The following is a 15608-nucleotide window of genomic DNA, read 5'->3' as shown; positions in this document are numbered from 1 at the left end:
ATAAACAATCACTAAGCCTAGAAAATTATTGCAAAGTAAACAACCGTTGCGTGCCATAAGGCCTGAACGAACTATATTAACAAGCAAGTTTTTTTGATAAAAATATTTTGTTTTTAAGACTCATTTTGCGTACGTGTTCAGCGCGATGATTTTTTGTCCACTTTTTTATCAAAAAAAGTGGGATAAAATTCATTATTAAACCAATGGTTAGAATATATATTTTTATTTGAAAATCAATAAAAAATATTACTTAAGTTAACGCCATTGCCTGAACAGAGACAAAATTTGTCCAAATAAACCAGGCCACTATGTGACTTATTCCACTTTAGTCAGCCGAACCACCACCACTACCCCTTCTATATCCACTTCAACGCCTTCTAGCTCGGGTACAAATTGTAATTGTACCGCCTGCGTTTCCATACAAATATAATCTTTGTAGGCAGCAATAGCTTGACTGATCAGATTTTTGTTTTGCTGAATATCAATTATTATATTATCTTGAATATCAAAGTTTAGGGTTTTACGTAATTGCTGAATGCGATGCACCCACTCACGCGCCATGCCTTCTTCTTGGAGAGCATCATCCAAGGTGGTATCCAAGGCAATGGTGAGCTCACCCTCTGTAGCCACACACCATCCGGGGATGTCTTCTGTCACCACCCATATATCTGCCAAGTTCAGTGGAATTGACTCACCGTGTAGATCCAATAGGTGGGTATGACCTTGCTCTAAAGCATAAATTTCAGCTGGTGTTAAAGCTATAATGGCCTCACTAAGCTGTTTCATTTTAGGGCCATATCGTTTACCTAAAAGTGGAAAGTTGGGTTTGGCTTTTTTAAAACTAGGGATATCATCTAAATAATGGATTTGCTTGACATTAATTTCTGCTTTAATCAACGCTTCTAAACGCGCCCATCCAGTTGAAGCAAAGAGACCTACAATACGGATACTAGGCAAAGGTTGACGAACTTTAATTTTATGCTTTTTACGTAAAGCATGGGCCATAGAAACAATTTTTTGTACCTGACGCATCGCTTCTTCTAGCGTTGGATCCAAAGCGTCTGCTGCTGTTATTGGAAAATCTGACAAATGTACAGAGCGATGCTTTTCTTTTTCCGTAACCTGATTCAATGCTTGGTAAAGATAATCTGCATAAAAAGGTGCTATAGGTGCCATAAGCTTAGAAACCGTTATCAGACAATGGTAAAGGGTCTGATAGGCAGCTTCTTTATCACTATCCTGGCTATTTTTCCAAAACCTTTTTCTATTCAGCCGTACATACCAGTTGCTTACATCATCTACTACAAAGTCTTGAATCATCCTAGCCACTAGTGTAGGCTCATAGTGATCATAGGCTTGCGTTACGGTTTTAATGAGTGTATGGGAACGGGAAATAATCCACCGATCACTTTCATCTAAAGCACTAGGCGCTACCGCACTTTTAGTAAAATAAAATTGATCTATATTGGCATACAACGCAAAAAAATTATAGGTACTGTGGAGCGTAATGAAAAATTTACGTACTGCTTCAGCTACACCTGCCACATCAAACTTTAAGTTATCCCATGGATTGGCATTACTAATCATATACCAACGTATGGCATCTGGCCCATATTGGGTCAATAATTCCATTGGATCGATGGTATTGCCTATACTTTTAGACATTTTATTGCCCTGCTTGTCCAATACAAGTCCATTGACTACCACATTTTTAAAGGCGGGTATTTCAAACAGTAAAGTTGCAATTACATGCAAGGTAAAAAACCATCCTCTGGTTTGATCTACCCCCTCTGCAATAAAATCAGCAGGAAAACCTTTTTCAAACATTTCTTGGTTCTCAAATGGATAGTGCCATTGTGCACAAGGCATAGCACCAGAATCGAACCAAACATCTATCACAGCGGTTTCGCGATACATAGGCAGGCCATTGCTGCTGACTAGTACAATATCATCTACATAAGGACGATGTAAATCAATATCTGCTGGCAACTGCTCTTTCATATAGCCAGCTAATACGGCTTGCTCTACTTCAAATAGTAGTTCCGCTATAGAACTGATGCATTTTTCCTCTTTTTGATCAACCGTACGCCAGATAGGCAGTGGAATGCCCCAATAGCGTTCGCGGCTTAGATTCCAATCCACCAAATTCTCGAGCCAATTACCAAACCGCCCTTTCCCTACAGCAGCAGGCTTCCATTGAATGGTATCATTGAGTTCAATCAGTAGCTCCTTATAAGCGGTTGTTTTAATAAACCAAGCATCGAGTGGATAGTAGAGAATAGGTTTATGTGTACGCCAACAATGGGGATAACTGTGTTCATATTTTTCTACCTTAAAAGCCTTATTTTCTTCCTTGAGTTTACGCGCAATCAGTAGGTCTACAGAAGGTAAAGTGGCATCTTCCTCATAGGCGGCTTTGACATAACGTCCAGCAAAATCAGTAATCTCTGGTACAAAACGACCTTTCCTATCTACAATTGGAACCGATTCGCCTGCTGCATTGGTTACCATAATCGCAGCAATATTTTCTTTTTGGGCGATTCGGTAATCGTCTGCACCAAAAGTAGGCGCAATGTGTACAATGCCCGTACCTTCTGTAGTGGTCACAAAATCAGCCGCAACCACCTTAAACGCCTCTCCTTTAGGCTGTATATATGGTAAAAGCTGCTCATACCGTAAGCCTACTAAATCTGCCCCTGTATAACGGGCCACAATCTCCCAAGGCAGAGTACTATGATCAGATTGATCACCAACACATTTAGCCTGTGCGCCTGTAAAAAAACGTTGCACGGCATCTTCGGCTAAGATCACCTGAATAGGCAAACGAGTATAAGGGTTGATAGTCTTCACTTTAACATACTGAATCGTAGCCCCTACCGCCAAGGCACTATTGGCAGGAAGAGTCCATGGAGTAGTCGTCCAGGCGAGCAAATATTCATTTTCATTGGATTTAAATTGGGCTACAATGGCAATGTCTTTGACAGGCTTATAACAACCGGGCTGGTTTAATTCATGGGAACTGAGCCCTACACCCGTAGGGGGTGAGTAAGGCTGTATAGAATACCCTTTATAGAGCAATTCTTTATTATACAGTGCTTTGAGTAAGTACCAAACAGACTCAATATAATCGCGTTCATAGGTGATGTAAGGGTTTTGGTTATCTTTCCAGTAACCCAGTCGCTTGTTTAACGCTTCCCACGCGCTTTTATAGGCCATAACCGTTGAGCGACAGGCCTGATTATAATCAACAATGCTAATTTTTTTGCCAATATCTTCTTTGGTAATGGCTAATTTCTTTTCTACTTGCAGCTCTACCGGTAAACCATGGGTATCCCAACCACTTTTACGGCGCACATAATACCCCTGCATGGTCTTATACCTAGTAAAAAGATCCTTAACCGTCATGGATAAAATATGGTGTACACCCGGTGCACCATTGGCTGAAGGGGGACCTTCAAAAAAAACAAAAGGCGTACCGTTTTCACGCTGCTGCATAGAACAGGCAAATGTTTCTTGTGCGTCCCAAAAAAGTTCGATTTCTTGCGCAACCTTTAATAAGTTGAGCTGCGGTTGTGTTTTATACCTTTTCATCTCTATGCCTACCAAATGATATCTATAATTTATAAATACTACAAGTCGCAATTTAGTGAAAAAGTTATAGGGAAATACATCAATCATCGATCAGCTACACCAAATCTCAACTGGGTTATGCTAAAAAAGCATTAGATTTGCTACAAGCAGTGCTGGAACGCACTTTACCAAATTGCTATTGTATGCTATTAGATTTTGAAAAACCCATTGTTAAACTTGAAGAAAAGCTTGCGAGGATGCAAGCATCTGCTAAAGCACAAAATGAACCAGCGCTTATAGCTGCTATTGCTAAATTAGCTGGTGAGATACAAGCATTACAAAAGAGAACCTTTCAAAATCTAACCCGGTGGCAACGGGTCCAACTGGCGCGCCATCCAAATAGACCTTATACACTTGACTACATCCAACAGATAACAGAAAATTTTGTTGAATTACATGGGGACCGCTTTGCCAGGGACGATCATGCCATGGTGGGTGGGTTTGGTACGATCAATGGGCAAACCATCATGTTCATTGGTCACCAAAAGGGACGAACTACAAAAGAACGACAAATGCGTAACTTTGGCATGCCGAATCCAGAAGGATACCGCAAAGCATTACGGTTGATGCGTTTGGCAGAAAAATTTAATAAACCGATTATTACCTTTATAGATACACCTGGTGCCTATCCAGGCCTGGAGGCAGAAGAACGTGGCCAAGCAGAAGCGATTGCCAGCAATATTCAAGCTATGTTTGGATTACGTGTGCCGATTATATCCATTGTGATTGGAGAGGGTGCATCAGGTGGTGCGTTAGGCATTGCAATAGGTGACTATGTACTGATGCTAGAACATACCTGGTATTCTGTGATTACACCTGAATCTTGTTCTTCTATTCTCTGGAAAAGTTGGGATTACAAAGAACAGGCGGCAGAAATGTTACAAATAACGGCTAAAGACATGGCTAGGTTTCGTTTAATAGATGGTCTTATTAAGGAACCAATTGGGGGTGCACATAGGGATTTGCCCACTGCTGCAGCGCTTATTAAGGAGGGTATCCTCAAGCATTTAGAAAAATTATCCAGTAAACCTATTGACACCCTACTCCAAGAACGCACAGATAAGTTCTGTGCAATGGGTAAAATTGGCTGACCCCTATGCAGCCCAAAACCGCAAAGCAAGTTTTTGATTTTTTCCCAGGCATTTGGAAAATAGCTAGGCATGTAACCGCAAAGATTTCGAAACAAAATGCTATAGCATATGGTTATGGCCTTTTTACAGCATCAGAAATCAACCCCAATTTGGTTGTATATTCAGAAAAAGTTGCCATACACTATTTACAATCAAATACTACGCATATAGGTAAGCAGCAGTATCAATATCTATACGATACAGCTGAGGCATCTTTATCTAAGCACCTTCATAACGGAAACTTGTTGTATAAATTGAATCTACTCAATGGTCAAATAGATGGGGAACATGTATGTATGCAAGATAGTTACCTATCAAACTATATTTTTGAAACGCATAGATTCCGCATCATTTATACGGTTGATGGCCCATTAAAATGTTATCGTATAACAAGTATATATACCAGCATGGCTGGCAAAACGCTAACGGATTTAGGCATAACCATAGCAAATGGAGTAATTGTATGAAATGTCTATTTTGTAAAGAGATTACGTTAAATATGTAGCACTACATATCGATATAGTAAGCTTACATAATCCCGTCCGTTATGCATTAGGAATGACCCAGTTGTGTGCCGAAGATAATAGACATTATCATTCAAAAAAGTGATAATTAAAAACCCCGTATAAGATAAAAACAGGCTATTAAAGATCTATTTTATCGATTTTTTATATAGGACGTGAACAGAGGGAGAGAAAAAAACAGGAATAAAACTTAAAATAAATGCGGTAAGAAGAGAGGGAGTATACCTACTCTATAAAAGAGATATTCCAGCCACACCTTCCGGTACGGCTACCTTGTTACAACTTAGCCCCAGTCGCTGGTCTAACACTAAACAGCTCCTTTTACGGCCACTGTCTTCAAGCTCTACCAACTCCCATGGCTTGATGGGCGGTGTGTACAAGGTCCGAGAACGTATTCACCGCGTCATTGCTGATACGCGATTACTAGCGATTCCAACTTCATGAGGTCGAATTGCAGACCTCAATCCGAACTGAGACATGCTTTTAAGATTTGCATCTTGTTACCAAGTAGCTTCCCTTTGTACATGCCATTGTAGTACGTGTGTAGCCCTGGGCATAAAGGCCATGATGACTTGACCTCGTCCTCTCCTTCCTCCCGCTTACACGGGCAGTCTACTTAAAGTCCCCACCATTACGTGCTGGCAATTAAGTAAAAGGGTTTCGCTCGTTATAGGACTTAACCCAACACCTCACGGCACGAGCTGACGACAGCCATGCAGCACCTTGTATTCCGTCCCGAAGGAACCCTCAATTTCTTGAGGTAGCAAAATACATTCTAGCCTAGGTAAGGTTCCTCGCGTATTATCGAATTAAACCACATACTCCACCGCTTGTGCGGACCCCCGTCAATTCCTTTGAGTTTCACCCTTGCGAGTATACTCCCCAGGTGGATCACTTAACGCTTTCGCTTAGACACACACGAAGTATCATGTATATCGAGTGATCATCGTTTACGGCGTGGACTACCAGGGTATCTAATCCTGTTTGCTCCCCACGCTTTCGTGCCTCAGCGTCAGTTAAAGACCAGTAAGCTGCCTACGCTATTGGTATTCCTTATGATATCTAAGCATTTCACTACTACACCATAAATTCTGCCTACCTCTTCTTAACTCAAGCCTAATAGTATCAATCGCAGTTCTAGCGTTAAGCACTAGGATTTCACAACTGACTTAATAAGCCGCCTACGCACCCTTTAAACCCAATAAAACCGGATAACGCTTGCACCTTCCGTATTACCGCGGCTGCTGGCACGGAATTAGCCGGTGCTTATTCTTACAGTACTCTCAAGAACCCCCGCAGGGATTTTTTTGCTCCTGTACAAAAGCAGTTTACAACTCATAGAGCCTTCATCCTGCACGCGGCATGGCTGGTTCAGGCTTGCGCCCATTGACCAATATTCCCTACTGCTGCCTCCCGTAGGAGTCTGGCCCGTATCTCAGTGCCAGTGTGGGGGACCTTCCACTAAGAACCCCTACCCATCGTAGCCTTGGTGAGCCATTACCTCTCCAACTAGCTAATAGGACACACGCTCATTTTACACCGCCGGAGCTTTCATCTTTCCAGCATGCGCTGGTAAGATTATATGGGGTATTAATTCCCGTTTCCGGAGGCTATTCCCCAGTGTAAAGTAGATTGCATGTGCATTACGCACCCGTCCGCCGGTCGCCGGCAACACCGAAGTGTCCCGCTGCCCCTCGACTTGCATGTATGAGGCCTGCCGCTAGCGTTCATCCTGAGCCAGGATCAAACTCTTCTTTCTATTATTTATAAACGTTATCCCTAATCATGAAACTAGGAATGATTTTTTGAGTCACACACTTCCCTCTCACTCATAATTAAATGAGCTTCTTACCTACATCTATTTCAAAGAACTAAAGCTAAATCAACGCTGAATGAGCCACCTTTTATCTGGTTACCCACTCATTCTGATCAACTCTGATACAAAGGTACATACTTTTTTCTAATTTGCAATAAATTTTTCAGAAATAAAGCAACAAAAAACCATAGATGTTATTTTTTAAACTGATATCCAGTTTATTTTGTAGGAATTCTATTTATTTTTTCATAAAATTCTAGAGAAGCACAGCAGTATACCTCAGGTCGATTAGGCCTAATAGGTTGCTTTTTTGCTTTCATTAAAGCTAAGCAGATGGCGGGCTATGGTAGGATATAAATATTCATGGCAAGCATGCTGCTTAGTCCATGTTATATCATATCATTTACAAATTTAAATACTACATTATGAAACAAAAATATACAAAATATATAGCAGGCCTACTAATCGGATTATTCAGCTTATCTACTTTATCGTCTTGTGTCGATACAAGGCAAACGTTAGGTGCACATGGTTCGTACACAGTCAATGAGGAGTGGGGTAATGATAATAATGAGAATCTATTAAGCGAGGATCAAAACAACACGAAGAAAAACAATAGTTGTACATGTAAACAAATGCTAGGTGCAGGATTACTCGGGTTTATTATATTATTAAGTGCTGCTGGCGGTATTACTTATTCGCTTAATAACAACACTGAACCAACTAATCGAAATAGTAATAATACGATTACAACAGTAGACTATCGAGTTAACCATACAAATAGCAATAGACCCAATAATAGTAGCTCGAATAGTCCTGAAGCTAACGAACTAATCAATTTTTTGAACCACTCAAAAGATTACAAGTTAAAATTCAAGAACGCACCATTCAATAAAACTTGGCTGCACAATGATACACCTGAGTCAACAGTCTTTCAATTACCAAAATTGGAAAGATTTCAAGGCATGACTGTCCACGAACTAGTGCATAAGATATCACAGGATAACTTCAATTTAGATACACTGCAAAAGTGGCTTAATAAAGGGCTAAATCCAAATATAGCAAATCGCGACGGCACAACATTGATGATGAAACTCGCGAAGAATTCTTGGGGTATACCTGAGGATAAACAATGGGATATCATGACTATTTTGTTAAATACAGGTAAAATAAACCTAGATCAAACCAATAATGGTGGTTTAACTGTTCCTGATTATCTACTCAGTTCTTCTATTGAAGCTAAATTGCGTGAGTACAAGCCAAAGGAACAAGGAAAACAGCATAAAAAAAAGACGTCAAGGATAAAAAATAAATAGTTGTTAACTGATCTCAAGCAGGAGGTAGCCATAAAGGTCACGGTATCAACTTAAGGAACCACGCTTTAGTAAAACTTAGGAAACAAATGTAGAAATAATAACATACAACCTAAGCTAAAGTGAGCTGCGCAAGTAGGCTCCTGTAAATAATTACAGCCAATTTTTGTATGGATTATGGATATACCCCTTGCTTGCGGCCATAATATCCTTATACATTAAGCGGCACTTTCAGCCGCTTAATGTATAAGGAGTTTTGTTTCTTATCAAGAAAAAATAAGAATAAAAATGACTTATTATCAGATAAAATAATTATGGGTACCTTAAGCTGACGTCATTGTACACACTACAATCATTTTTAGCACAGGGTAATTATATTATATGGAACATTGTATCTTATTTAGCAGCTATATAATATTATAATTAAATAACCATTTGTAAATTGGGCCCAGATCACTCAATAGGATGTCTCAATAGCATGCAGCAAAGACCATAACGCAGGAAAAGTTAACGCTAAGCTGTATATTATTCATCTTGCAAGCATCATACTATTGTAGTAGGCTATTTTTTATTACAACAAATATCTCTATGGCAAAAAATCTAGTTATTGTTGAGTCACCTGCAAAAGCCAAAACTATTGAGCGCTACCTAGGCAGTAGTTATCAAGTCGCCTCCTCAAATGGCCATATTAGAGACTTGATTAAAGGCAACAACGCCATTAATATCGAGCAAGGTTTTTTGCCCAGTTATGAAATCAGTCCTGGAAAGGAACGCGTGGTACAACAGCTTAAAAAATTAGCCCATAACTCTGACTGTGTTTATTTAGCTAGCGATGATGACCGAGAAGGCGAATCGATTTCATGGCACTTAAAAGAAGCACTGGAGTTAAAGGATGACAAAGTACAACGGATTGTCTTTAGGGAAATTACCAAAATGGCTGTTTTAAATGCATTGAAACAACCCCGTACCATCGACCTAGATTTGGTTGACTCCCAGCAAGCTAGACGCGTTTTAGACAGACTAGTAGGGTATGATCTATCGCCTTTGCTATGGAAAAAGATTAAACCGGGTCTTTCTGCAGGCCGTGTGCAATCTGTTGCAGTAAGGATGGTAGTAGAGCGAGAAAGGGCGATTGATCGTTTCGTTACAACGGCGCACTTTGCGGTCTCTGCTTTTTTTAGCTTACCAACGGGACAGGTACTCAAAGCAGATAGTCCAGAGAAGTTTAAAACGGAAGCAGAAGCCTTTACATTTCTAGAAAAATGCAAAGGGGCACTTTTTTCGATTAAAGCATTGGATACAAAAGCATTAAAGCGATCTCCCTCCCCTCCTTTTATTACTTCTACACTACAACAAGAGGCAAGTAGAAAACTGGGCTATTCTGTCAACCGTACGATGGCATTGGCGCAGCAACTCTATGAAACAGGTAAGATTTCTTATATGCGAACGGACTCGGTTAATCTTTCAAAAGAAGCGATACAAAACATATCCGAAATGGTCTCCACCACCTATGGGGCAGCCTATTTCCAGGCTAGAAGTTATACGACTAAATCATCGACTGCACAAGAAGCCCATGAAGCCATACGGCCTACTGATTTTTCAGTAAAAGTAGCCAGTAGCCATAAGGATGAGCAGCGGCTCTATGAGCTCATTTGGCGTAGAGCAATGGCCGCTCATATGGCCGATGCACAAATAGAAAAAACGATTGCAACCATCCAAATCTCTACAACAGATCAACCACTGATCGCAACAGGAGAAGTATTAAAGTTTGAAGGATTTCTAAAAGCTTATGCACGCGACCAAGTGGATGAAGAGGGTTCAGATGAGACCAAAGGGATGTTGCCGCCGCTCCATATAGGCCAAGCGCTTTGCTTAGAGAAAATGTGGGCTAGAGAACGGTTCACGAATCCACCTGCTCGGTATACTGAAGCTACTTTGGTGCGCGATTTAGAGGAAAGGGAAATCGGACGTCCATCTACCTATGCACCTATTATTGCCACTATTCAGAAAAGAGGCTACATTAAGCTGGAGTCTCGTGAAGGTTTTCCACGCGCCTATAAGTTATTAACGCTACAAAACAACCACATACAGACAGAAACACTAACTGAAATCGTTCGTGCAGAGAAACAAAAGCTTTTCCCAACTGATATGGCTGCAGTGGTCAATGACTTTTTGGTTCAACACTTTTCTGATGTAACCGACTATAACTTTACCGCACAAGTGGAGAAAGAGCTGGATAAAATTGCACAAGGTGCTAAGATTTGGAACCAGATGTTAAGTGAATTTTATAGTGGTTTTTACCCTAAAGTGCAAGCTACTGCTGGCATAGAGCGATCAACGGTCAGCTACACAAGGCGCTTAGGAAAAGATCCAGCAACCAATGCTTCATTAATCGTCCGATTGGGCAAATATGGCCCATTGGTTCAATTAGGCGTTGAAGAAGATGGCCGCGAGGAAGCACCACGTTTTGCAGGACTCCGGGCCAATCAGCGTATGGAAACGATTACACTAGAAGAAGCCTTGGAACTTTTTAAGCTACCGCGTACAGTTGGAACGTTTGAAACATTGCCATTGTTGATCAACATAGGTAGATTTGGCCCATATATTAAACATGGCACTCTTTTTTATTCCATACCAAAAGCAGAGGACCCATTCACCATTCATGAACAAGATGCAATAGCTATTATTGAAGCCAAACGGAAAGCAGATGCAGAAAAATTGATCAAAGCCTTCCCTGAAGATCCAGCGATACAGATCTTACATGGCAGATGGGGGCCATATATTAAAAATGGTAAAAACCATACCCGTATCCCTAAAGATATTGCAGACCCTGCCCTACTCAGTTTGGCGGAATGTTTACATATTTTGGCAAACAATCTAAAATCAAAAAGCGTAAAAAAAGCGCCATAACCTATCGATAGAGTAGTAATTGTATTTATTGAATGAATAAAACCTTATATTAACCGGTATCGCAGGGGAAACAAACTGATTTTTTTTAAACTCAAAAATAAATTTTATTTTTTAGCCATTATGAGACGCAATAGCAACCGCACCACTATAACTATATTTTGCTTTACCCTACCCTTGAGCTTGATGTGCAGCAGCTGGGCATGGGCCCGTCCAGCAATAGTGCATGAAGATCATGAATCGGTGACTGAAAATATTTCACGTCATTACCTAAAATCTTTCTCCATCATTCCGACCTCTTCTGCACCAGTGCCTTTAACGAACAAGCAACAGGGCACGCCACAAGTAAAGAAGATGCCATTAGCGCCAAGCACGCAACGTAAGGTAGTACTGCGTACGATATTTTCTGATATTGAGGCTAATATCCCATCAAAAAATGGGAATATATTGAACAATAATGTATGGACAGATTTAATGCTTTTTTGTGGTGGGGCTAGTAACCCAGCGCACCATTTCTTATCACGGATCAACAGAACCACTACTGTACTAGGTGAATGTGCATTGGCGACCCTTTTAGTAACCCCAACCCGTGACATAGCCACACTATGCAACCGTCAACGCACCTTACAGGTATTATTGGAAGACACAACGTGTTTAACAGCTTTAAAGCAATCTTTGGAAGCCTACCAAAAGGTAGAAGAAAGCTTGCTTTCTTTATGGACCCATACAGATCCCCTTTATACCCACGCCTATAAGGATTATATGCACAAACGGTTCCTTTCCAACGATGCGGCTACGAATAAAATAGCGCGTAAGCTTAATCTTCGGATTTTTTTCAGAAATTTTTTAGATATATATGGCGAGTTTTTTGCACTCCCAGCATTGGGTTTATTTTGGTGCGAAGCTACTTACTGGCTCACTTCTATTTCAAAAGGAGGGTTTATCGAAGGTAGTAGAAGCAGTAGCTATGCGATCTTCCCTTTATTTATGCCTATTGTATCTATTGGGTCTGTTATTGATAATTATAGGCGTACCAATGGATATCCGTCACTTTTACCTTTCTTGGGTGTGACAGCTACGCATGCAGCAGCTATATGGCGAGGGTATTGTGGTGTAAAAAGTTATCAAGAATATAGTGCTGTTTTCAAAAACCTGGCAGATCGCATGCGAGATGTACAAGTTTTTATGCAAACCATTCAACAGTTAAACACTATTGTAGCAGCGCATCCGACATTAGAAGCCTACTATGGACCCTCCTTAAGTGCAATAAGAGCCCTATTGGACAAACGGAACGAATCTAGTGAACTAGGGGTTATGGTTGGTAATCTTTTGGACATGAACCTAACTAATTGGTCCTATATTCGTGGGAATAGTGGGAAGTTATTGGCTACATACAACTTATTTGCAGAACACAAAGATTGTTTAAAGCCTGCTATGTATGCCTTAGGTCAATTAGATAGCTTTATGGGGATCGCTACTTTGATACAGGAAACGAAAGCAGCTTTTCCAGCACACTGTTATACGTTTACTAAATTTTTAGATCGTTCCAAACAAAAAACACCATGCATACAGTTAGAAGCTATGTGGAATCCCATGCTGAATCCTGCAACCGTTGTAGACAACAATGTAGACCTAGATTCAGATAAGACGCGTAATATGATCCTTTGTGGACCAAACGCAGGGGGAAAGTCCTCTTACATTTGTGGTGTTGCCAGTAGTATACTACTCAGCCAAACATTTGGGATTGCAGCTGCCAAAAATGCGGTTATTACTCCTTTTAATAAAATCAATACCTATATTGAGCTTAGAGACGACATTACTTGTGGCGCCTCTCTTTTTATGGTAGAGGTGGCACGCATGCAACAGTACATGCATATGCTCGAACAGGCTCAACCAGATGAGTTTATTTTTACCATCTCTGATGAGCCCTTTGCCCGTACGAATCCAGTTGACGCCAGTGCAGCAGCTTATAGCATACTAGCTGCTATAGCCAAATACCCTAATGCACTCCATATTGTCTCCACACATTACCCTATTTTAATGAACCTAACCAATAAATTTAAGGATAGGGGCATTAGAAACTTTAAGGTTTTTATAGAGGAAAAACCTGATCAAAAGCTACACTATACCTATAAAGTTGTACCAGGTGAGGCAGACCAAACCATCGCTTTAAAAATACTCGCACAGGAAGGATATGATGCCACATTATTGCAAGAAGCGGAAAGCATTGTTCAAAATCCTCAGAAGTGGCCTTTACTAAAGTACCTTCAAGGTAAGAAGAAAAAGAAACGTTAAAGCATAGAGTCGCTACATGATCTTAAAAAGTTCTTGGGGGGAACGAAAAGCTATAGCTGATCAATTGCTAAGCTATGCCGGTGACCATAGGATATGGCTGCTCGAAGGCCCTATGGGATCTGGTAAAACCACATTGATTAAAGAAGTTTGTGGGATGTTGTACACCACTACTACAGTTAACAGTCCCACTTTCCCCATTATCAATGAATATGAAACGATAGACCACACGCCTATTTACCACTTTGATTGTTACCGACTAAGTCATGTAGATGAGGCCATTGCGTTAGATTTTGAAAATTATTTTACCTCCGGCTGCTATTGCTTTATAGAATGGCCCTCAAAAATTAAACCCATTTTACCTGCGCATCATTTCTTGATTACCATAGAAATAGAGACACCTACCACTAGAAATTTGATTTGTACACATGTTTCATGCAATAACCTTGCCTAGGTTGCATATTGCAGATATGCTTATTAAGCGTATCTCATTTAGCCGTATGGCCACACTATCCCAAAACCAGCCAAAAACAGGCTGATCAAGAAAAAGTAATAGAATCAATACCTTTTTAATCATTTTACGCTGCTGATGCCTACTGCGACACTGCAGCCTGTTAGCGCCACACACCCCGCTCCTCCTCAAATGACCTTACTTCACGCCAAGATGGAAAACCTGAAGATAAACTACCAGATCTATCTTCAGACCCGACATTCACATAGAATGCATAATCAATTTTAGAGTCTACTTCAATTAAAAGACGATCCCGTAAACTTGATACCACCAAGCCACGACCCTTTATATCAGTCAGCTTCATGCAGTGTTCTATATACTTGATAAATCTATAGCAATTATAGGCATCATTTTTATTGGCATCATAGCCATTATATATCATGCATATATTACTTAACTGTTCCTTAGTTAACCCAATACCATGCTCTAATAGAATAGGAATGCAAAGTGGGTATTCTATAGAAGCAAAAATCGCTACTTTACAATTCTTTTGTAAGCAATCAATAACCAGCTGCCTGAAACCTTCAGGATCACACAAATTATCCTTTATTTGCGCTAATACGGCTTGATCATACTGGGTGTACAAAACCATACAACCATCCTGAACCGTTTGTATGTTATCATAACTATCAACAAATATCCTATGATAATCATCATATTGACGATCATCGAACTTAATATAACGAATCATGTGATCTATTGGATGCCTTTTGATACAGTCTTCTAGACCTTTTTTTGTCCTTTAAATAAAGTATAAAAATCAACACAAAAGATCTTTATACCGTCTTGATGCGCTTGATGAACTCCTTCAGCATTTCTATTTAAGCTATCTTGATATTGTTTTATACAATTGTCCATATATAGGCCTCGATTTAAAACAGTGCATTGCATCAACTGAGTGATACCGATTAAAACCAATATGTTTATATATTTTCTACCCATAACTACATCGTTTGATAATAAAACTAGGCCCGCACACATAAAATTCCCCCCCTCAATACAATAGGAGTTATGAAATAAATTATATAAAATCAAGATTTATTTGCAATAAATAATATATTTATCGATTATAAATTTTGGTGTATAATACAATTTATTGATTGTAAAAAGATTTATTAATGGAGGTAGAAAAATACCAAGAGATGCTCTATATATGGCTATATTAGCAGGAACGAAAGGGTGCACTTACTTAAAAAATATCTATGATAGACTAATAGGTAAGACTAAACCTAAAAAAGTAACAATGGTAGCCTGCATGAGGAAGCTTTTAGAGATGGCACACAAGCTTATGCAAAGTAAACGTGCTTTTGTTAACAACCAAAAAAACAAGGTAGAACTTGCATGGTAAGCTAATAGCTTTTTACCGAGGGCTTGACTTTTTATCACACTTTTTTATGAAGAAAAAAGTAGGATAAAATTCATTATTAACCAGTATCGTGAACGTACGACAGATACAAACATACGACAGACAGATTACAAGATTAC

General features: G+C 39.9%; 10 protein-coding genes and 1 rRNA gene. 7 read left to right on the top strand and 4 right to left on the bottom strand.

Going from position 1 to position 15608, the window contains the following annotated elements:
• Positions 1 to 315 precede the first annotated feature (315 nt).
• Positions 316 to 3591 carry an isoleucine--tRNA ligase gene (gene ileS / locus CE557_RS02920; protein WP_114910470.1) on the bottom strand — a complete coding sequence of 1092 codons (3276 nt, stop codon included), beginning with the start codon at positions 3589 to 3591 and terminating at the stop codon, positions 316 to 318.
• A gap of 182 nt (positions 3592 to 3773) precedes the next feature.
• On the opposite strand from ileS, the gene CE557_RS02915 reads away from it, so the two are divergent.
• Both CE557_RS02915 and CE557_RS02910 read left to right on the top strand, forming a co-directional pair.
• Positions 3774 to 4721 carry an acetyl-CoA carboxylase carboxyltransferase subunit alpha gene (locus CE557_RS02915; protein WP_114910111.1) on the top strand — a complete coding sequence of 316 codons (948 nt, stop codon included), beginning with the start codon at positions 3774 to 3776 and terminating at the stop codon, positions 4719 to 4721.
• A gap of 5 nt (positions 4722 to 4726) precedes the next feature.
• Positions 4727 to 5227 carry a DUF6314 family protein gene (locus CE557_RS02910; RefSeq protein ID WP_114910110.1) on the top strand — a complete coding sequence of 167 codons (501 nt, stop codon included), beginning with the start codon at positions 4727 to 4729 and terminating at the stop codon, positions 5225 to 5227.
• A 291-nt stretch (positions 5228 to 5518) separates the two neighbouring features.
• On the opposite strand, the gene CE557_RS02905 is transcribed toward CE557_RS02910, so the two are convergent.
• Positions 5519 to 7043, bottom strand: a 16S ribosomal RNA gene (locus tag CE557_RS02905).
• A 482-nt stretch (positions 7044 to 7525) separates the two neighbouring features.
• Between CE557_RS02905 and CE557_RS02900 the strand changes: the two genes are divergently transcribed.
• From CE557_RS02900 to tsaE, 4 genes are all read left to right on the top strand, one after another.
• A complete protein-coding gene (locus tag CE557_RS02900) occupies positions 7526 to 8416 on the top strand; it encodes a hypothetical protein (RefSeq protein WP_162789971.1) in 891 nt (296 codons plus the stop codon).
• Positions 8417 to 9001: 585 nt separating this feature from the next.
• Positions 9002 to 11323 carry a type I DNA topoisomerase gene (topA, locus tag CE557_RS02895; protein ID WP_114910108.1) on the top strand — a complete coding sequence of 774 codons (2322 nt, stop codon included), beginning with the start codon at positions 9002 to 9004 and terminating at the stop codon, positions 11321 to 11323.
• Between the two features lie 120 nt (positions 11324 to 11443).
• A complete protein-coding gene (locus CE557_RS02890; protein ID WP_114910107.1) occupies positions 11444 to 13615 on the top strand; it encodes a MutS-related protein in 2172 nt (723 codons plus the stop codon).
• A 16-nt stretch (positions 13616 to 13631) separates the two neighbouring features.
• Entirely contained in the window at positions 13632 to 14066 is a 435-nt protein-coding gene (tsaE, locus tag CE557_RS02885) for a tRNA (adenosine(37)-N6)-threonylcarbamoyltransferase complex ATPase subunit type 1 TsaE (protein ID WP_114910106.1), read from the top strand.
• A 160-nt stretch (positions 14067 to 14226) separates the two neighbouring features.
• Here tsaE and CE557_RS02880 read toward each other — a convergent pair whose 3' ends face one another.
• Both CE557_RS02880 and CE557_RS02875 read right to left on the bottom strand, forming a co-directional pair.
• Complete coding sequence (locus CE557_RS02880; protein ID WP_114910105.1) at positions 14227 to 14814, bottom strand: hypothetical protein; 588 nt, start codon at positions 14812 to 14814, stop codon at positions 14227 to 14229.
• Between the two features lie 32 nt (positions 14815 to 14846).
• On the bottom strand, positions 14847 to 15065 hold the full coding sequence (locus CE557_RS02875; RefSeq protein WP_162789970.1) for a hypothetical protein: 219 nt from the start codon (positions 15063 to 15065) through the stop codon (positions 14847 to 14849).
• 154 nt (positions 15066 to 15219) lie between these two features.
• Here CE557_RS02875 and CE557_RS02870 point away from each other — a divergent pair, with 154 nt between their 5' ends.
• On the top strand, positions 15220 to 15471 hold the full coding sequence (locus CE557_RS02870) for a hypothetical protein (RefSeq protein ID WP_162789969.1): 252 nt from the start codon (positions 15220 to 15222) through the stop codon (positions 15469 to 15471).
• Positions 15472 to 15608: the final 137 nt, after the last annotated feature.

This window comes from Cardinium endosymbiont of Sogatella furcifera, from assembly GCF_003351905.1.
GTDB lineage: Bacteria > Bacteroidota > Bacteroidia > Cytophagales > Amoebophilaceae > Cardinium.
This window is presented reverse-complemented; position numbering and strand designations above follow the sequence as displayed.

What these genes read in the sequence shown, in the direction of transcription:
- ileS (WP_114910470.1), bottom strand. Translation starts at nt 3,591, where the DNA reads ATGAAAAGGTATAAAACACAACCGCAGCTCAACTTATTAAAGGTTGCG.
- CE557_RS02915 (WP_114910111.1), top strand. Translation starts at nt 3,774, where the DNA reads ATGCTATTAGATTTTGAAAAACCCATTGTTAAACTTGAAGAAAAGCTT.
- CE557_RS02910 (WP_114910110.1), top strand. Translation starts at nt 4,727, where the DNA reads ATGCAGCCCAAAACCGCAAAGCAAGTTTTTGATTTTTTCCCAGGCATT.
- CE557_RS02900 (WP_162789971.1), top strand. Translation starts at nt 7,526, where the DNA reads ATGAAACAAAAATATACAAAATATATAGCAGGCCTACTAATCGGATTA.
- topA (WP_114910108.1), top strand. Translation starts at nt 9,002, where the DNA reads ATGGCAAAAAATCTAGTTATTGTTGAGTCACCTGCAAAAGCCAAAACT.
- CE557_RS02890 (WP_114910107.1), top strand. Translation starts at nt 11,444, where the DNA reads ATGAGACGCAATAGCAACCGCACCACTATAACTATATTTTGCTTTACC.
- tsaE (WP_114910106.1), top strand. Translation starts at nt 13,632, where the DNA reads ATGATCTTAAAAAGTTCTTGGGGGGAACGAAAAGCTATAGCTGATCAA.
- CE557_RS02880 (WP_114910105.1), bottom strand. Translation starts at nt 14,814, where the DNA reads ATGATTCGTTATATTAAGTTCGATGATCGTCAATATGATGATTATCAT.
- CE557_RS02875 (WP_162789970.1), bottom strand. Translation starts at nt 15,065, where the DNA reads ATGGGTAGAAAATATATAAACATATTGGTTTTAATCGGTATCACTCAG.